The 21,024-nt window shown below is 61.7% G+C and carries 22 protein-coding genes; 12 read left to right on the top strand and 10 right to left on the bottom strand.

Annotated features, from left to right (window positions below; translation table 11 throughout):
* Positions 1-40: 40 nt before the first annotated feature.
* Positions 41-1,924: a signal peptide peptidase SppA gene (sppA, locus tag ACZ51H_RS03300; protein WP_464802429.1), complete on the bottom strand. Its 1,884-nt coding sequence runs from the start codon at positions 1,922-1,924 to the stop codon at positions 41-43.
* Between the two features lie 153 nt (positions 1,925-2,077).
* Here sppA and gpmA point away from each other — a divergent pair, with 153 nt between their 5' ends.
* The 8 genes from gpmA to ACZ51H_RS03340 all read left to right on the top strand — a co-directional run bounded on the left by gpmA (position 2,078) and on the right by ACZ51H_RS03340 (position 9,909).
* Positions 2,078-2,764 (top strand): 2,3-diphosphoglycerate-dependent phosphoglycerate mutase, encoded by a 687-nt coding sequence (gpmA, locus tag ACZ51H_RS03305; protein WP_464772169.1) that lies wholly within the window; start codon positions 2,078-2,080, stop codon positions 2,762-2,764.
* 81 nt (positions 2,765-2,845) lie between these two features.
* Positions 2,846-3,337, top strand: a complete 492-nt coding sequence (gene purE, locus ACZ51H_RS03310; RefSeq protein WP_449471893.1) for a 5-(carboxyamino)imidazole ribonucleotide mutase — start codon at positions 2,846-2,848, stop codon at positions 3,335-3,337.
* Between the two features lies 1 nt (position 3,338).
* Complete coding sequence (locus tag ACZ51H_RS03315; protein WP_464802838.1) at positions 3,339-4,409, top strand: 5-(carboxyamino)imidazole ribonucleotide synthase; 1,071 nt, start codon at positions 3,339-3,341, stop codon at positions 4,407-4,409.
* Positions 4,406-4,906 carry a dihydrofolate reductase gene (locus ACZ51H_RS03320; RefSeq protein WP_464802430.1) on the top strand — a complete coding sequence of 167 codons (501 nt, stop codon included), beginning with the start codon at positions 4,406-4,408 and terminating at the stop codon, positions 4,904-4,906. Before ACZ51H_RS03315 ends, ACZ51H_RS03320 begins: the two co-directional genes overlap by 4 nt.
* Before the next feature lie 43 nt (positions 4,907-4,949).
* Complete coding sequence (locus ACZ51H_RS03325) at positions 4,950-5,891, top strand: bifunctional riboflavin kinase/FAD synthetase (protein WP_464802839.1); 942 nt, start codon at positions 4,950-4,952, stop codon at positions 5,889-5,891.
* A gap of 115 nt (positions 5,892-6,006) precedes the next feature.
* Positions 6,007-8,841 carry an isoleucine--tRNA ligase gene (ileS, locus tag ACZ51H_RS03330; protein ID WP_464802431.1) on the top strand — a complete coding sequence of 945 codons (2,835 nt, stop codon included), beginning with the start codon at positions 6,007-6,009 and terminating at the stop codon, positions 8,839-8,841.
* 142 nt (positions 8,842-8,983) lie between these two features.
* Positions 8,984-9,496 (top strand): signal peptidase II, encoded by a 513-nt coding sequence (lspA, locus tag ACZ51H_RS03335; protein ID WP_449471899.1) that lies wholly within the window; start codon positions 8,984-8,986, stop codon positions 9,494-9,496.
* A complete protein-coding gene (locus tag ACZ51H_RS03340; protein ID WP_464772174.1) occupies positions 9,496-9,909 on the top strand; it encodes a DUF3035 domain-containing protein in 414 nt (137 codons plus the stop codon). Before lspA ends, ACZ51H_RS03340 begins: the two co-directional genes overlap by 1 nt.
* Before the next feature lie 12 nt (positions 9,910-9,921).
* Here the strand turns inward: ACZ51H_RS03340 and ACZ51H_RS03345 are convergent, their stop codons facing one another.
* From ACZ51H_RS03345 to ACZ51H_RS03380, 8 genes are all read right to left on the bottom strand, one after another.
* Positions 9,922-10,251 carry an ArsR/SmtB family transcription factor gene (locus tag ACZ51H_RS03345; RefSeq protein WP_464802432.1) on the bottom strand — a complete coding sequence of 110 codons (330 nt, stop codon included), beginning with the start codon at positions 10,249-10,251 and terminating at the stop codon, positions 9,922-9,924.
* Complete coding sequence (locus tag ACZ51H_RS03350; RefSeq protein ID WP_464802433.1) at positions 10,238-10,693, bottom strand: SRPBCC family protein; 456 nt, start codon at positions 10,691-10,693, stop codon at positions 10,238-10,240. Before ACZ51H_RS03350 ends, ACZ51H_RS03345 begins: the two co-directional genes overlap by 14 nt.
* 62 nt (positions 10,694-10,755) lie before the next feature.
* Positions 10,756-12,690, bottom strand: coding sequence for a 1-deoxy-D-xylulose-5-phosphate synthase (dxs, locus tag ACZ51H_RS03355; protein ID WP_464802434.1), 1,935 nt, complete (start codon positions 12,688-12,690; stop codon positions 10,756-10,758).
* Between the two features lie 49 nt (positions 12,691-12,739).
* A complete protein-coding gene (locus tag ACZ51H_RS03360) occupies positions 12,740-13,204 on the bottom strand; it encodes a Fur family transcriptional regulator (protein ID WP_449471907.1) in 465 nt (154 codons plus the stop codon).
* A gap of 46 nt (positions 13,205-13,250) precedes the next feature.
* Entirely contained in the window at positions 13,251-13,577 is a 327-nt protein-coding gene (locus ACZ51H_RS03365; RefSeq protein ID WP_449471909.1) for a DUF423 domain-containing protein, read from the bottom strand.
* The gene (locus ACZ51H_RS03370; RefSeq protein WP_464802435.1) at positions 13,574-15,394 is read right to left on the bottom strand and encodes a cation:proton antiporter domain-containing protein; all 1,821 of its coding nucleotides are present in this window, start codon (positions 15,392-15,394) and stop codon (positions 13,574-13,576) included. Before ACZ51H_RS03370 ends, ACZ51H_RS03365 begins: the two co-directional genes overlap by 4 nt.
* Positions 15,394-15,816, bottom strand: a complete 423-nt coding sequence (locus tag ACZ51H_RS03375; protein WP_464802436.1) for an iron-sulfur cluster assembly scaffold protein — start codon at positions 15,814-15,816, stop codon at positions 15,394-15,396. The genes ACZ51H_RS03370 and ACZ51H_RS03375 overlap by 1 nt, the downstream gene beginning before the upstream one ends.
* 137 nt (positions 15,817-15,953) lie before the next feature.
* A complete protein-coding gene (locus ACZ51H_RS03380) occupies positions 15,954-18,014 on the bottom strand; it encodes a transglycosylase domain-containing protein (protein WP_464802437.1) in 2,061 nt (686 codons plus the stop codon).
* A 108-nt stretch (positions 18,015-18,122) separates the two neighbouring features.
* Between ACZ51H_RS03380 and ACZ51H_RS03385 the strand changes: the two genes are divergently transcribed.
* Positions 18,123-18,305: a hypothetical protein gene (locus tag ACZ51H_RS03385; RefSeq protein ID WP_464802438.1), complete on the top strand. Its 183-nt coding sequence runs from the start codon at positions 18,123-18,125 to the stop codon at positions 18,303-18,305.
* 9 nt (positions 18,306-18,314) lie between these two features.
* On the opposite strand, the gene ACZ51H_RS03390 is transcribed toward ACZ51H_RS03385, so the two are convergent.
* Complete coding sequence (locus ACZ51H_RS03390) at positions 18,315-19,610, bottom strand: MFS transporter (RefSeq protein ID WP_196226544.1); 1,296 nt, start codon at positions 19,608-19,610, stop codon at positions 18,315-18,317.
* A 146-nt stretch (positions 19,611-19,756) separates the two neighbouring features.
* On the opposite strand from ACZ51H_RS03390, the gene pgsA reads away from it, so the two are divergent.
* The 3 genes from pgsA to ACZ51H_RS03405 are packed head-to-tail and all read left to right on the top strand — an operon-like array spanning position 19,757 to position 21,024.
* Positions 19,757-20,320 carry a CDP-diacylglycerol--glycerol-3-phosphate 3-phosphatidyltransferase gene (gene pgsA, locus ACZ51H_RS03395; protein ID WP_464802439.1) on the top strand — a complete coding sequence of 188 codons (564 nt, stop codon included), beginning with the start codon at positions 19,757-19,759 and terminating at the stop codon, positions 20,318-20,320.
* Positions 20,321-20,323: 3 nt separating this feature from the next.
* The gene (moaD, locus tag ACZ51H_RS03400) at positions 20,324-20,584 is read left to right on the top strand and encodes a molybdopterin converting factor subunit 1 (RefSeq protein WP_464802440.1); all 261 of its coding nucleotides are present in this window, start codon (positions 20,324-20,326) and stop codon (positions 20,582-20,584) included.
* On the top strand, positions 20,581-21,024 hold the full coding sequence (locus ACZ51H_RS03405) for a molybdenum cofactor biosynthesis protein MoaE (protein WP_464794646.1): 444 nt from the start codon (positions 20,581-20,583) through the stop codon (positions 21,022-21,024). The genes moaD and ACZ51H_RS03405 overlap by 4 nt, the downstream gene beginning before the upstream one ends.

Consider the following 21,024-nt stretch of genomic DNA (forward strand, 5'->3'; position numbering starts at 1 on the left):
CCGCAGGTGGTGGAGGGGAAAAAGCGCGCCTACCGCGCAATCACCGCCAAAGGCTGGCAACCACCCCCATCAGCCCACGCTCATCGGCGGCACTCACCCGCCGCGGCGCGCCATAGCCACGGCATTCCAGACAATCCGCCCGCACGCCCGCGCCACTGATCAGGCCACGCATATCCGCGACCGCCTGCATGGCCCAGCGCCGTTGAATCATCGCCTGCCTGCTCAACATGTCGCGGGGAGCATCCACATCCTCATCTTCCCGTTCCGTCATCGACTTGATGAGCTCGGCGAACTTGTCGGGTTCCTTCTCGATACGGTAAACCTTCGCCTTGGCAGGATCGAGTTTGGCGAGCTTTGCAGCTTCGGCGACGGCTTCCTCTAGCCCACCGAAGCGATCGATCAGCCCGATCTGCCGCGCCGTGCCGCCGTCCCACACGCGGCCCTGGGCGATGGCATCAATCTGCTGGGGCGATTTACGCCGCGCTTGCGCGACCAGCCCCACGAAACGGCCGTAAATGTCCTCAATCCCCATCTGCATGATGCGATCGAATTCAGGCGTGGTGCCCCCCGCAATGTCCGGCTGCCCTGACAGCGGCGTGGTCCGCACGCCATCGGTCGTGATGCCGAGCTTCGCCAACGTCCCTTCAAAGCTCGGCAATATCCCGAACACCCCGATGGAGCCGGTAATCGTGTCCGGTTCGGCAAAGATCAGGTCGGCGGGCGTCGAAATCCAATAGCCGCCACTCGCCGCGACATTGCCCATCGACACGACGATCGGCAGGCCCTCGCGCTTGGCTTCCATGATGGCCTGCCGGATCTTTTCCGACGCCATGACCGAACCGCCGGGGGAATCGACCCGGACGACCAGCGCCTTCAGGTCCTTTTCCGACAACGCTTTGTAGAGAAGAGCCGAAATCGTATCACCGGCTGCGCTGCCCGGCCCACCATCTCCATCGACGATGTCGCCCGCCACGGTAATCATGCCGATCTGGCCATCATTGGGCGCGCGGTGCGCCTTCGCATAGCTTCTGAGGTCGATGCTGGCAAAATCACCCACGCGATCGTCGGCAGGTTCGCCGGCCACCTCCGCGACGCGTTTGCCGAAGGCTGCTTCGTCGCCCAGTCGATCGACCAGCCCAGCGCTCTGCGCCGCCTTGGCCAGATTACCCCGCGCTGCTTCCGCCGCACCCGCCGGGTTCGCGACATAGGCGGCCAGCTTCGCGCGAGGGCGTGCCTTGCCAACTTCCTCCTGCCAATCCTGCCACAAGGCATCGGCCAGCGCCTGATTGGCTTGTCGGGCTTCGGGCGATTGATCCGTGCGGATAAAGGGTTCGACGAAGCTCTTGTAGGTGCCGACGCGATAGACATGCGTGTTGACGCCCAGCTTGTCGATCAACCCTTTGTAATAGAGGCCTGATCCGCCGCGCCCCAGGATGGCTACACCGCCAAGGGGATCGACCCATGCCTCGCTGGCATGGGCGGCCAGTTGATAGCTGTCGTCACTATAGATTGTGGCAAAGGCGAAGACCGGCTTCTTTGCTGCACGGACGGCATCCAGCGCCTTGCCCACGCGGGAAAGCGCCACCTGACCGCCGCCCAGAAACCCGTCGAGGTTCAGCACCACCGCCTTGACCTTACCATCTGTCTTGGCCGCTTCCAGCGCGTCCACAATCTCGGAAAGGCGATATTCCTTCGACTGCGGCCCGGACGATGTCAGCAACGAGAAGGGGTCCACCTCTGCCGGTTGCTCGACAATAGTGCCGTCCAGCTTCAGCAGCAGCGCGCCACTGCTTACGCTGCGCGCGGGCTTGGGCGACCATGAAAGCGCCGCATAAAGCAGGCCGAAGAAGCCGAGCAGGAACAGCAGAACCAGCCCGTCCTTGACCGCGACCAATATGCGCCAAACGCCCTTCACAAATGCCAAATTGCCGCTTCCTTATGCTTGCTTGTCCGAGCTATCCGATCGTCCGGCCGACTGCAATGTGGGACGCTCCGCTCGGCGCACAAGCTTGCGCCCGTCATTTCCGGCGTTATGGGAGGCGCCAACATTCGCGCTTATGTGCAGGAGAAGCGTTTCATGCCCACACTCGTTCTGATCCGTCATGGCCAATCGGCCTGGAACCTGGAAAATCGCTTCACTGGCTGGTGGGACGTGGACCTGACGGAAAAGGGGGTGGAGGAAGCGCGGGCTGCCGGTCAGTTGATGTCGGCCAAGGGCCTAGACTTCGACCGCTGCTTCACCTCGGTTCAGACCCGGGCGATCAAGACGCTGAACCTAGCGCTTGAGGAAATGGGCCGCCTCTGGCTGCCGGTCGAAAAGGACTGGCGCCTCAATGAGCGCCATTATGGCGGCCTTACCGGCCTCAACAAGGCAGAGACCGCTGCCAAGCATGGCGATGCGCAGGTGAAGGTCTGGCGCCGCAGCTTCGACATTCCGCCGCCGGTGCTGGAGCCGGGCGGCGAGTTCGACCTGTCGAAGGACCGCCGCTATGACGGCATCGCCATCCCCTCGACGGAGTCCCTGAAGGACACCATCGCCCGCGTGCTGCCCTATTGGGAAAGCCGCATCGTACCGGAGCTGAAGGCGGGCAAGCGCGTACTCATCTCGGCTCATGGCAATTCGCTGCGCGCTTTGGTGAAGCATTTGTCGGGCATTCCGGACGATGAGATCACCGAACTGGAAATCCCGACCGGTCAGCCGATCGTCTATGACCTGGCCGACGATCTGACCGCCAAGGACCGCTATTATCTGTCGGAGCGTTAAGTCCGCAAATCCCGCATTGCCCCTTGCCGGTCCTCCGGCTAAGGGGCTTTGCTTTCCGCGCCATCAGGGGAAGTCAGGCGAATGACCGGAGAGAGCGCCGCCACCGTCGGCATTATCATGGGATCACGTTCCGATTGGGAAACCATGCGCCACGCGGCCGAGACGCTGAGCGCGCTTGGCGTCCCGCACGAATGCAAGGTCGTGTCCGCTCATCGCACGCCGCAACGCCTTTATGACTATGCGACCGGCGCGGTTTCCCGTGGTCTGAAGGTCATCATCGCCGGGGCAGGGGGCGCGGCCCATCTTCCCGGTATGACCGCGTCTATGACCCGCCTTCCAGTTCTTGGCGTGCCAGTGGAATCCAAGGCGCTCAAGGGCATGGATTCCCTGCTTTCCATCGTCCAGATGCCCGGTGGCATCCCTGTCGGCACCCTTGCCATCGGCAAGCCCGGCGCGATCAATGCGGCGCTGCTCGCCGCCTCGATTCTCGCCACCACTGATGATGCGCTGGCCGAACGGCTGGACATGTGGCGCGAAAAACAGACCGACGATGTCGCAGAGACGCCAGAATAAGATGACGACCATCGCGCCCGGTTCCACCATCGGCATCCTTGGCGGCGGCCAGCTCGGCCGGATGATCGCGATCGCCGCCGCGCAGCTTGGCTACCGCACGCATATCTATGCGCCGGAAGAAAGCGGCCCCGCCGCAGACGTGTCCCGCTCCTGGACTCGCGGCGCCTATGAGGATGCCGCCGCGCTCGCCGCCTTCGCCGACAGCGTCGACGTCGTCACCTACGAATTCGAGAATATCGACCCTTCTGCCGTCGAAGTCCTTTCCACCCACGGCCTCGTTCGCCCCGGCGCGCAGGCGCTCCGCGTGGCGCAGGACCGCCTCGCCGAGAAGAATTTCGTCCGCGATCTCGGCGGCCTCACTGCTCCCTTCGCTTCGGTCGAAAGCCTCGGTGACCTCAACAAGGCAATCGCCGCGATCGGCAGCCGTGCGATCCTGAAGACCAACCGCATGGGCTATGATGGCAAGGGGCAGGCGCGCATCAATGATCCCGCGGACGCTCCCGCCGCCTGGGACGCCATCGGCCAGCAAAGCGCGATCCTGGAAGGTTTCGTGACTTTCGAGGAGGAGTTTTCCGTCATCCTCGTGCGCGGCGCAGATGGCGAAGTCCGCTTCTGGGACTCGCCCGCCAACGTCCATGTTGATGGCATCCTCTCCACCTCCACTGCCCCCGCTGGCCTCCGCATAGAGGCACAAGTGGAGGTGGCGCGCGCCCTGGCTGCGCAGGTGGCGCAAGCTCTCGGCTATGTCGGCGTCCTGACCCTCGAATTCTTCGCCAGCGCCGATGGTCCCGTCTTCAACGAAATGGCGCCCCGCGTCCACAATAGCGGCCACTGGACGATTGAGGGTGCGGTCACCAGCCAGTTCGAAAACCATGTCCGCGCCATTTGTGGCCTCCCATTAGGCGACACCAGACTGGCGGCACAGGCAGTGCAGATGCACAACCTCATCGGTGAAGAGGCCGACGCTTGGCAGGCGATCCTGTCCGATCCCGCCGCCCACCTGCACCTCTATGGCAAGCATGAGGCCCGCCCCGGTCGCAAGATGGGCCACGTCACCCGGCTGACCCTGTGACCCAAAAACAGGAAGTTGTCCTTGTCCTCGCCCGTGCCGATAATGGCGTGATCGGCAAGGACGGGGGGCTGCCTTGGCGGTTGCCCGCCGACCTCAAGCATTTCAAGGCGCTGACCCTCGGCCACCCGATGATCATGGGCCGCAAGACGTTCGACAGCCTGCCCGGCCTGCTGCCCGGCCGCCGCCACATCGTCCTAACCCGCGATACTGGTTGGAGCGGGGAGGGGGCAGAAGTCGCGCATGACGTCACGTCCGCCCTTCGCCTCGCGGAAGGTCCCGCCGCCATGGTGATCGGCGGGGCAGAGGTCTATCAGCTCTATCTGGCCCACGCCGACCGCATTGAACTGACCGAAGTGCATTTCGACGCCCCCGGTGACGCCGTGATCCCTTATCCCGACACGACGCGGTGGGAGGAAGCAGCCCGCGCCGATCATCCGGCGGAGGGCGCCTATCCCGCCTACAGCTTCGTCACTTTCCGCCGCCGCGCTGCGCCATGATGTCGCATTGCCAGCGCCCGACCATCTCCCTATAGCCAGCGCCATGGAGCGGCTGGAAAGCGGCGTCCCGATCCCTGCCCATTTGCGCGGGGGCATCATGGCGCTGGGCAATTTTGACGGATTTCACCTCGGTCATCAGGCTGTCGTTGGCCGCGCGGTGGAGCGTGCCCGCGCGGAAGGCCGTCCCGTCATCGTCGCGACGTTCGACCCGCATCCGATGCGCCTGTTTCGCCCGGAAAACCCCTGGTTCCGCCTCACCAGCCTGGACCAGCGGCAGCGCCTGTTCGCCGCCGCCGGTGCCGACGCGATGTTGGTATTCGCCTTCACCCGCCAACTCGCCGCCTTGAGTCCTCAGGATTTCGTCGATCTACTGGTAGACGGTATGGGCGTCGCGGGCGTGGTCACGGGCCAGGATTTCACCTTTGGTCACGGCCGCACCGGCACTGTGGCCACGCTTGCCGAACTCGGCGCCGCACGAGGCATGAGCGCTGAAGCCGTCGCGCCGATCACGGACGAAGGCGGGGAGGTGGTCTCCTCCAGCCGTATCCGCGTCGCTCTGAAAGCCGGAGACTGCGCCACGGCAACGCGCCTGCTGACACGCCCCTTCGCGGTGCAGGGGCTGGTCCAGCATGGCGACAAGGTCGGCCGCACGATCGGCTTTCCCACCGCCAATGTCGATCTAGGCCATTATCTTCGCCCGGCCTATGGCATCTATGCCGTACGCGGCCTGCTGCCCGATGGCCGTGTCCTCGATGGTGCGGCCAATCTCGGCATCCGTCCCAGCTTCGATCCGCCAAAGGAATTGCTGGAGCCGCACTTCTTCGATTTCTCCGAAAGCCTCTATGATCAATGTATCGAGGTACAGTTGATCGAAATTCTCCGGCCCGAAGCGAAATATGAAGGCCTCGAAGCCCTCACGGCCCAGATCGCCAGGGACTGCGACGCCGCGCGGCAAATCCTTGCGAGAACGCCGCGCCTCGCCTAATGCCCGCCCATTCATTTCCAACCCCGTTCGCTTCGAGCGAAGTCGAGAAGCAGATAGTGCAGCGCCGCGTTTCTCGACGCGCTCAAAACGAACGGATGTCTGTAGATAGCCCCACATGACTGACCAGCCCGACTATAAAAGCACCGTATTCCTGCCCGTAACCGACTTTCCCATGAAGGCGGGCCTTGCACAAAAGGAACCGGCGATCCTCGCGCGCTGGGAAGAAATGGACCTGTACGGCAAGCTGCGCGAGCGCCGGAAAGGTCGCGAACGCTTCATCCTCCACGACGGCCCGCCCTATGCCAATGGCGACATCCACATGGGCCATGCGATGAACAAGGTGCTGAAGGACATCATCGTTCGCAGCCAGTCGCTGCTTGGCAAGGACGCCCCCTATGTCCCCGGTTGGGACTGCCACGGCCTTCCGATCGAATGGAAGATCGAGGAGGAGTATCGCAAGAAGAAGCAGAATAAGGACGAGGTTCCCGCGCAGGAATTCCGCGCCCAATGCCGCGCCTATGCGGACAAATGGGTCGGCGTTCAGAAGGAGCAGTTCAAGCGCCTTGGCGTCATGGGTGACTGGGACGATCCCTATCTCACCATGAAGTTCGACGCCGAAGCTACCATCGTGTCTGAACTGCTGAAGTTCGCTGAGAGCGGCCAGCTTTATCGCGGCGCCAAGCCCGTCATGTGGTCCCCGGTCGAAAAAACCGCGCTGGCCGAGGCGGAGGTTGAGTATGAGGACATCGTCTCCACCCAGATCGACGTGGCGTTCGAGATTGTCGAAGCGCCGAACGCGCCCGAATTGGTCGGCGCGCATGCGGTGATCTGGACGACGACGCCCTGGACGATCCCGGTTAATCAGGCTTTGGCCTATGGGCCGGAGGTCGACTATGTGTTGCTTGAAGGGGAGGGCCGCAAGTTCATCGTCGCCGAAGCGCTGATCGGCGCGTTCAAGGAGCGCTCTGGTCTGGTCCATGCCCAGCCCCACAAGCACTTCAAAGGCGCCGAACTCGCCGGAGCCGTCGCCCGCCACCCGATGCACGCCCTCGGCGGCTTCTTTGCCAAGCCGCGCCCGTTCCTCCCGGGCGATTTCGTCACCACCGACGCGGGCACCGGCCTCGTCCACATGGCACCCGACCATGGCGAGGACGACTTCGCGCTCTGCAAGGCGAACGGCATCAACCCGGTGTTCGCCGTCGAGAATGACGGGAAATATCGCGAGGACTGGCTCTGGCTCGGCGGCCAGGGAAGCGTCATCAATCCGAAATTCGTCAGCAAGGACGGCCCAATCTGCTCCGATCTGCGCGAAGCGGGCGGGCTGCTCGCCGCGTCCGATGACTTCAAGCACAGCTATCCCCACAGCTGGCGCTCCAAAGCGAAGATCATCTTCCGCTGCACCCCGCAATGGTTCATCCCAATGGACCGCGCGATCAGCGATGGCGTAATCCCGCGCTGCGCCGAGGAAGAAGCTATCCTCGCCCGCCAGGGCAATGGCGCCACGCTTCGCGACACGGCGCTCGACGCGATCGAGAACACCCGATGGGTTCCCGAGCGCTCGATCAACCGCATTCGCTCAATGGTCGAAGGCCGCCCCGACTGGGTCATCAGCCGCCAGCGCGCATGGGGCGTGCCCATCGCTCTCTACGTTCATCGTAAGACCGGCGAATATCTCGTTGATAAGGCTGTAAATGAGCTCATCATCGAAGCCTTCAAGGCTGGCGGCGCGGATGCTTGGTTCGGCGCTGACCATCAGGCGCTGCTCGGCCCCGACTACGACCTCAATGACTATGAGGTGGTGAACGACATTCTCGACGTCTGGTTCGACAGCGGCTCGACCCACAGCTTCGTTGTCGAAAGCCGCTATGGCGAAGGCGTCCGCGCCGACCTGTACCTCGAAGGGTCCGACCAGCATCGCGGCTGGTTCCAGTCCTCCCTGCTCGAAAGCAGCGGCACCCGTGGCCGCGCGCCTTATGACGCCGTCCTAACCCACGGCTTCGCGCTGGACGGGCAGGGGCGCAAAATGTCGAAGAGCCTCGGCAATGTGGTCGATCCGCTGAAGGTCATTGCGGAGTCCGGCTCCGACATCCTGCGCGTCTGGGTCGCTAGCACCGATTATTTCGATGATGTCCGCATCGGCAAGGAAGTGTTGGCCGGATCGTCCGATGCCTATCGCAAACTTCGCAATACTTTCCGTTACTTGCTTGGCGCTCTTTCGGATTTTTCGGAAGAAGAGAGGTTGCCCGTCACCGAAATGCCGGAGTTGGAGCGCTACATGCTCCACCGCCTCGCGGCTCTCGACGCAGAGCTTAAGGGCGTGGTCGAAAAGGCTGCGGGAAGCGAAAACTGGCTGGAGTTCAGCCGTTACACCCGCGCGCTATTCGACTTCGCCAATAGCGACCTGTCGGCCTTCTTCTTCGACATCCGCAAGGACTGCCTCTACTGCGACGCGAAGACCGATCCCAAGCGTCGCGCCTACCGCACCGTGCTCGACACGCTCTTCCACGCGCTCGTCCGCTACGCCGCGCCGATCATCCCTTTCACGGCTGAGGAAGTTTGGCAAAGTCGCTATCCAAACCACGAAGAAAGCGTTCATTTCCTTGAATGGCCAGAGGTTGACGCGGCTTGGCTCAACCAAGTCCTGAACGACAAATGGACCGAAATCCGCCACCAGCGCGATCAGGTCAACGAAGCCATCGAACCCCTCCGCCGCGAAAAGGTCATCCGCTCCAGCCTTGAAGCCGATGTGGCCATGGGAATGGAGGTTCCCAGCGACGGTGTGAACTTCGCCGAAATCGCCATCGTCGCCCGCATCGAAACGGGTGTCGGGGACGGCATCGTGGTCAAGCCGAGCGAGTGGCACAAATGCGGTCGCTGCTGGCGTCTGCTGCCCGAAGTCGAAGAGGACGGCACACTCTGCAACCGCTGCGACGAAGTGCTGGCAGGTTGAAAACCTGCTGTCCTACAGGCGCAGGCTTCGGCTATAGCCCACGGCCTACCGCCCGGCGGCAGGTGAACAATATTACGATGGCGCTTTTCAGGGATATGTTCGTGTCACCTTCATCACCAAAAAAGCATGTGGTGCGCCACTGATGGCAACTGTCAATCACCGCCCGCTCGGCCTGATCGTCGCGATCGTCACGCTCGCGCTGGACCAGCTCATCAAATATACCGTCACCTATCCGCTCGCGCTCAAGAGCCGGATGGATGAAGGAATCGAAATTTTGCCGATCTTCCGCCTGCGCTGGCTGGAAAATCGCGGTGTTTCGATGGGCTTCTTCCATGCCGACACGAACATGATGCGCTGGCTTCTCGTCGGCATGACGATGCTGATCGCTGGCTTTGTCGGCGTGTGGATGTGGCGGGAAAAGGCGCGGCAGGATGTCGCGGCCCTTGGGTTGGTCCTTGGCGGAGCCATTGGGAATATCGTTGACCGTGTTCGCCTTGGCTATGTCGTCGATTATGCCGATCTGCATTTTGGCGAATGGCGGCCCTTTCTCATATTCAACCTGGCCGACGCCGCGATCACGATCGGCGTGCTGATCCTGCTTGCACGGGCGTTGCTGCTGCGCGAGAAGAGCGCAAAGACGGAGTCACTGAACTGATGCGTAAACTGATCCTCGCCGCTGGCCTGATTTCCATGCTGTCCGCCTGCGGTGGCGGCGGCGGCCTGTTTAACCGGGCTCGCCCCGATGAGTTCGCCGTTTCGCGTCAGGCGCCGCTGGTGATCCCGCCCGACTATGCGCTGGTCCCGCCCGCGCCGGGTACGCCCGCCGCCGCTTCGGTTGATTCGAGCCGTGCTGCCATGGAAACCATGTTCGGCGGCCCTGCCCAGCGCAGCGCGGCGGAAAGCGCGGCGTTGAACGAAGCAGGCCGTGCCAATGCGGCGGCAGGCATCCGCTCCTCCGTTGGCGATCCGGGCACGGAAGTCGTCGACAAGGGCGCCGCGACCCGCGAAATCATCGCCGCGCCGGAAGGTGACGGGCAGGACGCCCGCGCTGCGATCCCGCAGCAGTAAGGCAGTAAGAAACTAGGGCTGGCTCTCGACGAAGTTCTTGAGCCTGCCCAAAGTCTCGTCCCACTGGCTTGAGACCTGAGCAAGCCAATCTCGCGCGTCCGCGATCGCTTCAGGCTCGAGGGTGAAAAGCACCTCACGCCCGGATCGTGTGCGGCGCACCAGTCCCGCGCCCAGCAGGACGTCGAGATGCTTCGCGACCGCTTGGCGGCTGATCGGCAGGCCATCGCCTAATTGCGCGATCGATCGTTCCGTCCCATCGGAAAGCCGCCCAATCAGCCCTAAGCGTGTGACGTCACCCAATGCAGCAAACAGCTGCGCCGGTGCTTCCTCAACCTTCAACATATTTTTGGATATTCTTCACCTGCTCTGCCCAACCACCGTCGTTGGAGCGCATGACATTGCTCCTGCGCGGCTCGGGCACCTTGTCAAACCCGCTTTCCGTGACCGTCAGCAATGTGCCGCTGCCAGCGGGTTCAAGCAGAAACTCGACCAATGTCCATTCCGGCACTGGTACGCCGCTGTCCATCAACTGCTTGTCACCGCCAGTCGCAGGCCATTCAAAAGCAAAGCGCCTCATGGGCTCGATTGCAACGACCCGTGCTTCCCAGCGATATTCTTCAAAACCGGGATAGGTCATATGCCCCGTCGATGCCTCGCCCGCGACAAAAGGCTGATCCAGAGCGACCTGAAACCAGGTTCCGAACTTTTCATGATCGATCAGCGCGTCCCAAACTCGTTCGATCGACGCGGCGATTTCGATGCTTTTACTGATTGAATCCACCATATAAGCAACCTCCAGGTTGCTTATATGGCTTCTGCTTCCAGATATGCAACCATTTGGTTGCTTTATGCCCGAGCTTCTGACGCTATACCGGCGCTGTTATGCCGTAACGCCGTCAGTACGGTGTCGATGATCGCCGCCGCATCCAGCCGCGCATCTGCATATTGCAGTTCCGGCTTGTCCTGATCCTGGAAAACATCCGGCAGGCGCAGCGTACGCAGCTTCAGGCCATTGTCGATCAGCCCCAGATCACTCGCCAGCGTCAACACATGGGCGCCTAAGCCCCCGATGGCGCCTTCCTCGATCGTCACGGCAACTTCGTGCGTGGTGAGCAGGCGACGGATCATCGTTTCGTCCAATGGCTTGGCGAACCGCAAATCCGCTACCGTGGTGGACAGGCCTTTCGCTTCCAGAGCTTCAGCGGCGCGCAGCGCTTCCTCCAGACGGGTGCCAAGTGACAATATGGCGACCTGTCGGCCGTCCCGGACGATTCGTCCCTTGCCGATCTCCAGCTTCTCGGGCGTCGCCGGTAACGGCACGCCCACGCCATTGCCACGTGGATAACGGACGGCGATCGGCCCGCTGTCATGAGTGGCGCAAGTGTGGACCATGTGGACCAGCTCTGCTTCGTCGGAAGCGGCCATAACGACCATATTGGGAAGCGTGGCGAGGTAGGTGATGTCGAAGCTGCCCGCATGGGTTGAACCGTCTGCACCCACCAGCCCCGCCCGATCGATGGCAAAGCGCACCGGGAGATTCTGGATCGCGACATCATGCACGACCTGATCATAGGCGCGCTGGAGAAAGGTCGAATAGATCGCGCAGAAAGGCCGCATGCCCTGTGCCGCAAGCCCAGCAGCGAAGGTCACCGCATGCTGTTCGGCAATCCCCACGTCGAAGGAACGTTCAGGGAAAGCCTCCGCGAACTTGTCGAGACCCGTACCCGACGGCATGGCAGCGGTAATCGCGCAGATAGTGCTATCGCGCCGGGCCTCGGCGACCAGGGCGTTGGCAAACACCGCAGTATAGCTGGGCGGCCCCGGAGGTGCCTTTGCTTGCGCCCCGGTGATGACGTCGAACTTTTGGACGCCATGATATTTGTCTGCTGCCGCTTCCGCTGGAGCGTAGCCTTTGCCTTTCTGGGTCACGACATGAACGAGGCACGGCCCTTCGGCGGCATCGCGAACATTTTCCAGAACGGGTATCAGTTGATCGAGATTATGGCCGTCGACAGGGCCAACATAGTAGAAGCCCAGTTCCTCGAACAAGGTCCCACCCATCGCCATGCCGCGGGCAAACTCATCGGTTTTGCGGGCGGCATTGTGGAGAGGGCGGGGCAATTTGCGCGCGAGCCGCTTGGCTAGGTCGCGCAGGCCCAGAAATTCGCGGCTCGATACCAGGCGCGCGAGGTAGGCGGAAAGGCCGCCAACCGGGGGGGCGATCGACATGTCATTGTCGTTCAGGATCACGATCAGCCTGTTTCCCGCCTCTCGTGCGTTATTCATGGCTTCATAGGCCATGCCTGCCGACATGGCGCCATCGCCGATCACCGCAATGCCCTTGCCTGGCTTCCCGGCGAGCTTGCTGGCTACCGCAAAACCCAGTGCCGCGCTGATGGATGTCGAACTATGGGCGGCGCCGAAGGGGTCATATTCACTTTCGGCCCGCTTGGTGAAGCCCGAAAGGCCGCCGCCCTGGCGAAGGGTACGGATGCGGTCGCGCCGACCGGTCAGGACCTTATGCGGATAGCATTGGTGGCCCACATCCCAGACCAGCTTGTCATTGGGCGTGTCGAAAACATAATGGATGGCGGTGGTGAGTTCGACCACTCCCAGCCCTGACCCCAGGTGGCCGCCAGTCACCCCGACGGCAGAAATTACCTCCTGCCGGAGTTCGTCGGCAAGCTGAGGGAGCTGCTCGGGCTTGAGCGTGCGCAGATCCGCGGGCCAGGTGACCTGGTCGAGCAGCGGCGTTGTGGGACTGTCATTCATTAAAGGCATAGACTCCCAAGCGCGCTAAGCCGTTCCTGACCAAAGCGCAACGCCTGCTTCATGCCACGCACTTGGCGCAGGTCCCGAGTATCTCGATCACGGGCCGTTCTGCCCGGAATCCTTGATGTTCCGCCACGGCGCGAACGTTGTTCGTCACCACATCGTTATCGACATGGGTCGCTTCCTTGCAGTTGCGGCAGACGAGGAAGATGCAATCATGATGGCAGCCCGGATGTGCGTTGGCGATATAGGCGTTCGCGCTTTCCACGCGCATGGCAATGTTGTTCGCCACGAACAGGTCGAGGATACGATAGACGCTGTTCGGCGCCACTCGCTTTCCGCGAACCTTGGAGACGCTGTCGGCAATGTCATAGGCCGACGTCGGCTTTTCTTCGGCGGCGAGCGCATCGAATATCGCAGCGCGCATGGGCGTCCACTGCTCGTTCTGCGCTTCCAGCGCGTTGCGGGCTGCGTCGGCCAGGCTTGCGCCAGTGGGTTCGTGATGATGATGGTGTTCGGCCATATGGGTCAATCTATGCGTGGGCGGGTTTGGGGGCAAGGGCGGCCTGTCAGCCGCGCCAATAGGCCCAAGCCGCCCACAACCAACCCGCAATCATCAACGTGCCACCAATAGGCGTCACAGCGCCTAGCCAACGCGGACCTCCCATGGCCATGGCATAGAGGGTGAATGCGAAGATCGCGGCGCCCGCCAGAAGCAGCAACGCCGGGCCGCGCGCGCCATTGGCCAGCGTTAACGCGGCAACCGCGTGGATCAACTGATACAAGCCGCCAGTCCGCAACCATTCGGCCGCTTCGTGGCTGGATGCGCCATGGGCGCCGAAAGCGCCAGCAGCGATGGCGAGCGCTGCTGAAAGCGAGGCCAGGACCGGGATCATGCGTTTTCCTCTTCTTCTCCCCGAGCCATCAGGCGCATCCGCCTGCCGGGCCTGAACATCAGTTCCTTGGCGGCCAGCAACGTGCCTTGCTCGCCCTGGACCGTCAGCCGCTGATCATCATTTTCGCGATATTTGCGTTCAACCTCTTCTATTTCCGCCTGTGGCACTCCCAGCGTGTCCATCGCCTGGATCCCCATGCAAATGGCGGATTCGAAAACCTCACGAACCACTCCCGCAAGATCCATGTCTTTCAATGCGAGCAACTGCCGCCGATCGAAGGCGCGAACGAGCAGTGCGGCCTGAGGGAATGCCTCGGCGATAGGTTCCAGTATCCGGCTGTCCAGCGACGGATCATCATGGCAGAAAGCGATCAAGCGGGCTTCCTCGGCTCCGGAACGGCGGAGCAAATCGATTCGCGTGCCATCGCCATAATAGACTTTCATGTCGAACCGGCTCGACACCTCGATCTGGGCGGGCTTCTTGTCGATCAGTACGACCTCGAACCCGTGCCCCATCAGCATCTGGGCGACAGTTTGTCCGAAACGCCCATAGCCCACGATGATCGCGGTTCCGCGCGTTGTCTCGTCCGGGCCAGCGGGATTCCGCTGACCTTTCGGCTGCGCGAACTCCAGCCTTCGGGCAAAGAGCATGAGAAATGGGGTCGTGGCCATGGAAAAGGTCACAATCGCGCTGAACAGGCTGGCGCCCTGAGGGGCTATCAAAAGGGCGTTTTGCGCCTGAGCGAAAAGAACAAAGCCGAATTCGCCGCCCTGGCTGAGCAACAAGCCCGCACCGATCGCCTGCGTCCATTCCATGCCGAACAGCCGGGCAAGGCCGGTGATCAGCAATGCCTTTGTCATGACGAGCATCGCCGCCATGCCGATGACGAACAAGGGGTTCGCCGCGACAGCATGCAGGTCCAGCACCATGCCGACCGCGAGGAAGAACAGACCCAGCAGGATCGACCGGAATGGTTCTACATCCGCTTCTATCTCATGCCGATAGGGAGAGTCGGCCAGCATTACGCCTGCGACGAACGCGCCCAGCGCCGTCGACAGGTGAAGTGCATGCATGAGGGCAGCGGCGGCAAGAACCGTGAACAGTCCGACTGCCACGAACAGTTCACGTTCGCCCAACCGTCCCACTAGCTGAAGCAGAGGGCGCAGGATGAAACGCCCAGCCAGTACTAGTCCTGCAATGGCAGCAACCGTGTAGCCCGCAAGCTGGATGCCTGGAGGACCTCCAACATCTGCGGGGTTGCGTGACAATGCCGCCACTATGGTGATTAGCGGGACGATGGACAGATCCTGAAAAAGCAGGATCGAAAAGACTTTTTCGCCAAAAGGAGAGTTGATGCGTCCACTGCTTTTAAGGCTGGGCAGAACCTGTGCCGTGGAAGACAGCGCCAGGGGGAGGCCGAGCGCGATAGCTGCGCCCCAGGTGAAGCCGGTCGAAAAATAGATGATCGCGGTCAAAGCCAAACCGCACATCACCACCTGAGCAAGGCCGAGGGCGAAGATGTCGCGTTTCAATCGCCAGAGCCGCGCCGGATGCAGTTCAAGGCCGACGAGGAAAAGCAGCAGGACGATGCCGATTTCGGCAATCGCGAGCTTCGATTCCGCCCCGCCTACCAGGCCAAGACCTTGTGGGCCGACCAACGCTCCGGCAACCAGATAGCCTAGCACTGCGCCAAGGCCGAAACGGCGAAACAGCATGACGAACAGCACCGCCGCCCCCAGCAGGATTACGCCTTCGGACAGCAGGAGGTCGGTTGCGTTAAGGGGCGCGTGCGCCGCCGCAGCAGGGGGAGTAGGCATTAAGCCTCCGCCACGCGTGCGGCTTCTGCCACCGCCTCAAAACTCAGCCGGATGGAGGCGTGACGCGCCGGATATCCACGAGCGGGAGCGAGGACGGTCAACCCCGGCCAGAAATTCAGATCATCGCCTTCGCCAGCGAGATACGCAGTCAACTTGTCTCGCGCGGTCTCGAGTTCGGCTGTTGTCAGGCCAATTGCCTGAGCCGACATAAGAGCAGCCGACGCCTGGCCGAGTGCGCAGGCTTTAACCTCCAGACCTAGTTCGACCAGCTTCCCACCTTCCATTCTTACGTCAGCTGTCACTCGTGATCCGCAAGTGGGCGATCGTTTTTCTGCGGTTGCCTGCGGCTGTGCCAGTCGCCGGTGATGCGGGATACTGGCGGCGAGGCGCAATATGTCCTTGTTGTAGAGGGGGGCGCTCATGCTTCCCCTTTAGGACAGCTACGGCGCCTGAGAAAGGCCGCAGATATCATCGGTAGATTATTCGCAGTTTGGCTGTGGCATTGGCGGCATGTCGTCGCGCCGGGCATGCCGTCAGCCGAGTTCACCCGTCAATCACGTCAAGGTTCCTGGTCTCCATCGGTCGGCTGTGTCGGCACGATCCGCGGCGGCGGCGTAGCCGGGACGGCGGGGGAGGGTGGCGCTTCAGGCTGGCCGATGGGCAGGCGCAGCTGATTGGGGCCTATGTTGACCGACACCCCGTCCTCATCGACACCCAGGCTCATATTGCCCAGGCCCCCTTCCACGGTCACATTGGCGATTGCGTTGACGAGGTCGCTATCCTGTTGTTCGGGGGGTGTTTCGACAGGTTCGTTAATTGCTCCGGCCATGAAGTTTCGCCAGATGCGCGCAGGAACGCCGCCGCCTGCCGCGCCGCCGGGGAGCGGGGCATTATCATCATTGCCGATCCAGACGGCCGTCACCAGCCCACCGGCATAACCGACGAAGATCGCGTCACGGCTATCCTGGGTGGTTCCCGTCTTGCCGAATGTGCTGGTGCGAAGTGCCGCTGCGCTGCCCGTTCCCCGGTTTGCGGCTGACGACAACAGATCGCGGATCATTTCAAGCTGATCCTGGCTGAAGTGACGCTGACGGCTCATCAGGCGGCCGAACCACCCCTGTTCTTCGGGAGGCAGGCCGTGGGCGATGACGGGATAGGCACCCGCAGCTACGGTGGCATAAGCCTGCGCGAGCTGGATGAGCGGAATTTCGGACGTGCCCAGCGCAAGGCTGAGATCTTCTGTCAGCGGCGCCGTGATGCCCAGGTCGCGCGCCACCTTTATGACAGCATCGACGCCCACCTTTTGTGTCAATCTGACTGCCGCCACATTGCTCGACGCCGCGAATGCCTGACGCAAGGTGATGCGCCCGCGATATTTGCCGCCGTGGTTGGCGGGCCGATAGGTCCCGCTGGTGATCGGCGTGTCCTCGATAAAATCCTCCGGCGTCATTCCGGATCGGAATGCGGCCAGATATACGAAGAGCTTGAAGGTCGATCCGGGCTGCCGCTTTGCTTGCACGGCCCGGTTGAAGCTGCTGGCGCGATAATTTTTGCCGCCGACCATGGCCACGACGCTGCCGTCGGGCTTCATCGCCACCAGAGCTGCTTCGGCCTGGCCCAGAGGTGCCCGGCGGATTGCCGCTTCGGCCAGGCGCTGGACCCGCCAGTCGAGCGTCGTTGGAACAGTCTGTGCTCCATAAACCGCGCCCGCGCGGTCACGCGCCTCGGGCAGCACCCAGTCGGCGAAATAGGTGCCGGTCGTCGGATCGGGCGTTTCGCGCACGTCCAGCCGCGCTGGGCGCAGCCCGTTGCGTTCGGCCTTGCTGATATAGCCAGCGTCCACCATCGCCTGCGTCACCAGGGCGGCGCGCTCCCGTGCTCCTTTCAGATTTGTAGTCGGCGCAAGGCGAGAGGGCGCCTTCAGCAATCCCGCGAGCATTGCGGCCTGCGGAATGGTGAGCCGTTCGGGCTGGCGGCTGAAATAGTGCAGCGAAGCCGCGCGCAATCCATAGACATTGTCGCCGAAATAAACGTTCGACAGATAGCGTTCGAAAATCTGATCCTTGGTCAGCCATGCTTCCAGCCAGAAGGCAATAAGCGCCTCCCGCGCTTTTCGTCCGAAAGTTCTGTCGCTGGAAAGGAATACACCCTTGGCAAGCTGCTGGGTGATGGTGCTCCCGCCCTGCGACGAACCGTCCGACCATAGATTATGCCAGGCGGCTCGTACTATGCCTCTCGGATCGACGCCCCAATGGCTGTAAAAGCGCCTGTCTTCGATCGCCATGAAGGCTTGGGGGACATGTTTGGGCAGATCTGCCATCGAAACGGGGCGATCGATTATCGCGCCGCGCCGGGCGATGAGATGGCCGTCGGCGGACATGAGGCTGACGCTTGGCGGCGCGATCGGCTTCAACGATCGAGAAAGCGGCGCGGTGACTGCCAGCCAGGCTATCACGAGCATCAGCAGTGCGAGCAGTCCAGCGATGATCCATCCTGTGACATGCAACCGCCTTCGCCAGGGCGTGGATGGAGCGAAGGCGCTGGGTGGCCCTGCTCCGAACTCGCGGGGTGGCTGATCGGGCTGAGGCGCGGGCAGGGGATCTTTCATTGGCTCCAGCATGCTGTATTACCAGATTGATACAGTCAATAGCGTCCTGTCTCGGGACACTCTCGGGTTAACCACGATAATGGGTGGCCGAAATGGTGAATCAGGCGTTAACTCGATGTCATGCGAACGCGTCCGCTTATCCTTACGAACGAAGCTGCCCGCCATCCCTTTCGTCAGCGGATGCCTCGTCACGTCCTGATGGTGGAGGACGCTTCGCCCCCTACCTCAGATGAGAGTGACTGGAAGCTGTTTGTTCTGAGCTTCTGCGCATTTTTTACGGCCTTCTACAGCTTCATCTTCTGATCCGGGGTCCTAGTCGCAGGCTTTGTGAAGCGTCCATGCGATCCATGCGCAGGGGAGGCATAGCGCGGCCACCAGCAAAAGTTGGTCGATGACAGACATGCCTGCGATGCTGAGGCCAATTGCAAAAAAAGATCCCAGAACCATAGCGCCTGAATTGACGATGTTGTTAGCGGCTACGGTGCGGGCAGCTTCACACTTTTCGACCGTCGTCGTGAGGAATGCATAAAGCGGCACCACGAACATGCCGCCGAATGTCGCCACACCAAGCAGGCATGCCGATAATGCTAGCGCCAGGGGATGGGCAAGAAAGCCCTTGAGCGAGAGCATCGCGCCGCTTCCGTCAGGCGTCCATAGATCACACACAATGTGAAACGCGACGATGCACAGGCCCATGCCAATGACGGATGCAGGTGCGTAACGCGCTGATACATGCCCCTGTAGCAGCCGGTTGATCGCAATCGATCCAATCGCGATGCCCACGGAAAAGATCGCCAGGAACAAGCTGGCCACTGACTTGTCCGCCGCCAGCACATTTTTGACGAGCGGCGGGAACTGGATGAACAGGATTGAGCCGACGGCCCAGAACACGCTGATTGCCATGATGGCCAGATAGAGGCGCCGGATATGCATTGTACCCCGCACCAGCGCGATCGATGACCGGATGATGTGGAAGTCGATCGGCTGCCGCTCAAGCAATGAAGGCGCTGGCGGCACTTCTCGGCCTGCCACATAGCCGATCGCAGCTGTCACGACGATGCCGATGGCTGCGACTTCCACGGGAATCAGGCCCGCCAGGATCGTTCCGGCAAGTATGGCGATATAAGTTCCAGCCTCTACCAGGCCTGTGCCGCCAAGCACTTCGTCATCATGCAGGTGCTGAGGCAGGATGGCGTATTTGATCGGGCCGAAGAAAGTGGAATGGACACCCATCGCAAAGAGTGCGCAAAGCAACAGCGGAATGGCCACGCCATGGATCGCTATGCCGCTCCAGATCAGCCCCAGGCCGATGGCGCCAACTAGCATTATGGCGATCTCGGCTGCTTTTACATATCGTATGATGACGGCCTTGTCCCGCTGATCGGCGAGTTGGCCGGACAGCGCGGACAGAAGGAAAAATGGCAGGATGAATATGCCCGTCGCCAATGCGCTGAACCAGGTTTCCGACCGTTCGTCATTATAGACGCTGTACACGACGAACAGCACCATCGCATTTTTGAACAGGTTGTCGTTAAAGGCCCCGAGCAATTGAGTGATGAAAAGCGGCAGGAAACGTCGCTTGTTAAGGAGCCTGAGTGAGGCTTGCATAGGCAAGAAGGTCTTCTTCGCTGTGGACGAGCGGAGCGGGGTCTAGCGGCTGCCGCGTCGGCTGTCCAACGCATCCGAATGAGAAGCGGTCGAGGCCCTCATCACGGCTGCTTGTGCTATGAGGCGGACTGTGGCAGTCCGCCGCCATGCTGACGCTGCCCAATCTGCTGACGCTTTCGCGGATACTGACCGTCCCGTTGCTTGTCGCGTTGCTCTGGCCCGCAGAGGTCGGTGCTCGCTGGACGACCGGCTATGCCTTTGCCTTTGGGCTTTATTGTTTGATGGGCATCACCGACTATTTCGATGGCTATCTGGCGCGAGCCCAAGGGACCGTTTCGAAGCTGGGCGTCTTTCTGGATCCCATCGCTGACAAGATCATGGTGGGCGCAGTCATCCTGATGTTGGCCGCCACTCGAGACATCGCGGGTTTTCACATCGTTGCCGCCATGATCATTCTACTGCGTGAAATAGCCGTGTCGGGGCTGCGTGAGTTTCTGGCAGGACTTCAGGTTTCGGTGCCGGTGTCCCGCCTGGCCAAGTGGAAAACCGCGTTTCAATTGATAGCTCTTGGAGCCCTGATCCTGGCGGGCGCGGTGCCCGCATTTCCCCTGGTTCAGTTGCTGGGTATCGTGACCCTCTGGGCCGCAGCAATACTGACTTTGATCACCGGTTGGGACTATCTGCGGGTCGGTATCAAGCATATGGACTGATGCGTGGTTAAACTCGAAATCCTCTATTTCGCTTGGGTGCGAGAAATCATCGGCTGCGATGGTGAACAGGTCGATCGGCCTGACGCCGATATGAGTGTCGCAAATTTGATTGCGCAGCTTGCGGAACGTGGAGGCCGCCATGCCGAGGCGTTGGGTGATACTGGGCGGCTGCGCGCAGCGTTGGATCAGCGCTTTGTGCCACTCGAAACGTTGATCGGGCAAGCGAAGGAGCTGGCGATCTTTCCCCCGGTCACTGGCGGATGAACCGCGTTGCCATCCAGACGGAGGATTTCGACGTGGGCGCCGAGCTGGCCATGCTGGAAGCCGCCGGAGGTGGGGGCGTTGCCAGTTTCACAGGGGTCGTGCGCGGCGACAACGCGCTAGTTTCACTCGAGCTTCAGCATTATCCGGCGATGACGGCAGCTCAGGTCGAGCGGATAGTCGACGAAGCGACCGCGCGTTGGCCACTTTTGGCCGTGCGCGTGATTCATCGCTTTGGAAAGCTCAAGCCAGGCGAACACATCGTTTTTGTCGGCACGGCATCGCGACATAGGGCGGCCGCGCTGGAAAGTTGCGCCTTTCTGATCGATTGGCTGAAGTCTGACGCGCCCTTTTGGAAGAAGGAGCATTTTGCCGATGGGGCGGCCGCCTGGGTGGAGGCGCGCGTTGAGGATGAGGCGAAGGCGCGCGATTGGACCCGCTGA

The sequence above is a fragment of the Sphingobium sp. TomMM15 genome, assembly GCF_055397045.1.

Coding starts and splice junctions, on each gene's coding strand:
- ileS (WP_464802431.1), top strand. CDS start 6,007: ATGACTGACCAGCCCGACTATAAAAGCACCGTATTCCTGCCCGTAACC.
- ACZ51H_RS03385 (WP_464802438.1), top strand. CDS start 18,123: ATGCGAACGCGTCCGCTTATCCTTACGAACGAAGCTGCCCGCCATCCC.
- gpmA (WP_464772169.1), top strand. CDS start 2,078: ATGCCCACACTCGTTCTGATCCGTCATGGCCAATCGGCCTGGAACCTG.
- ACZ51H_RS03390 (WP_196226544.1), bottom strand. CDS start 19,610: ATGCAAGCCTCACTCAGGCTCCTTAACAAGCGACGTTTCCTGCCGCTT.
- pgsA (WP_464802439.1), top strand. CDS start 19,757: ATGCTGACGCTGCCCAATCTGCTGACGCTTTCGCGGATACTGACCGTC.
- dxs (WP_464802434.1), bottom strand. CDS start 12,690: ATGCCTTTAATGAATGACAGTCCCACAACGCCGCTGCTCGACCAGGTC.
- ACZ51H_RS03345 (WP_464802432.1), bottom strand. CDS start 10,251: ATGTTGAAGGTTGAGGAAGCACCGGCGCAGCTGTTTGCTGCATTGGGT.
- ACZ51H_RS03405 (WP_464794646.1), top strand. CDS start 20,581: ATGAACCGCGTTGCCATCCAGACGGAGGATTTCGACGTGGGCGCCGAG.
- ACZ51H_RS03375 (WP_464802436.1), bottom strand. CDS start 15,816: ATGAGCGCCCCCCTCTACAACAAGGACATATTGCGCCTCGCCGCCAGT.
- ACZ51H_RS03370 (WP_464802435.1), bottom strand. CDS start 15,394: ATGCCTACTCCCCCTGCTGCGGCGGCGCACGCGCCCCTTAACGCAACC.
- ACZ51H_RS03365 (WP_449471909.1), bottom strand. CDS start 13,577: ATGATCCCGGTCCTGGCCTCGCTTTCAGCAGCGCTCGCCATCGCTGCT.
- purE (WP_449471893.1), top strand. CDS start 2,846: ATGACCGGAGAGAGCGCCGCCACCGTCGGCATTATCATGGGATCACGT.
- ACZ51H_RS03325 (WP_464802839.1), top strand. CDS start 4,950: ATGGAGCGGCTGGAAAGCGGCGTCCCGATCCCTGCCCATTTGCGCGGG.
- ACZ51H_RS03350 (WP_464802433.1), bottom strand. CDS start 10,693: ATGGTGGATTCAATCAGTAAAAGCATCGAAATCGCCGCGTCGATCGAA.
- ACZ51H_RS03360 (WP_449471907.1), bottom strand. CDS start 13,204: ATGGCCGAACACCATCATCATCACGAACCCACTGGCGCAAGCCTGGCC.
- ACZ51H_RS03340 (WP_464772174.1), top strand. CDS start 9,496: ATGCGTAAACTGATCCTCGCCGCTGGCCTGATTTCCATGCTGTCCGCC.
- ACZ51H_RS03380 (WP_464802437.1), bottom strand. CDS start 18,014: ATGCTGGAGCCAATGAAAGATCCCCTGCCCGCGCCTCAGCCCGATCAG.
- ACZ51H_RS03315 (WP_464802838.1), top strand. CDS start 3,339: ATGACGACCATCGCGCCCGGTTCCACCATCGGCATCCTTGGCGGCGGC.
- lspA (WP_449471899.1), top strand. CDS start 8,984: ATGGCAACTGTCAATCACCGCCCGCTCGGCCTGATCGTCGCGATCGTC.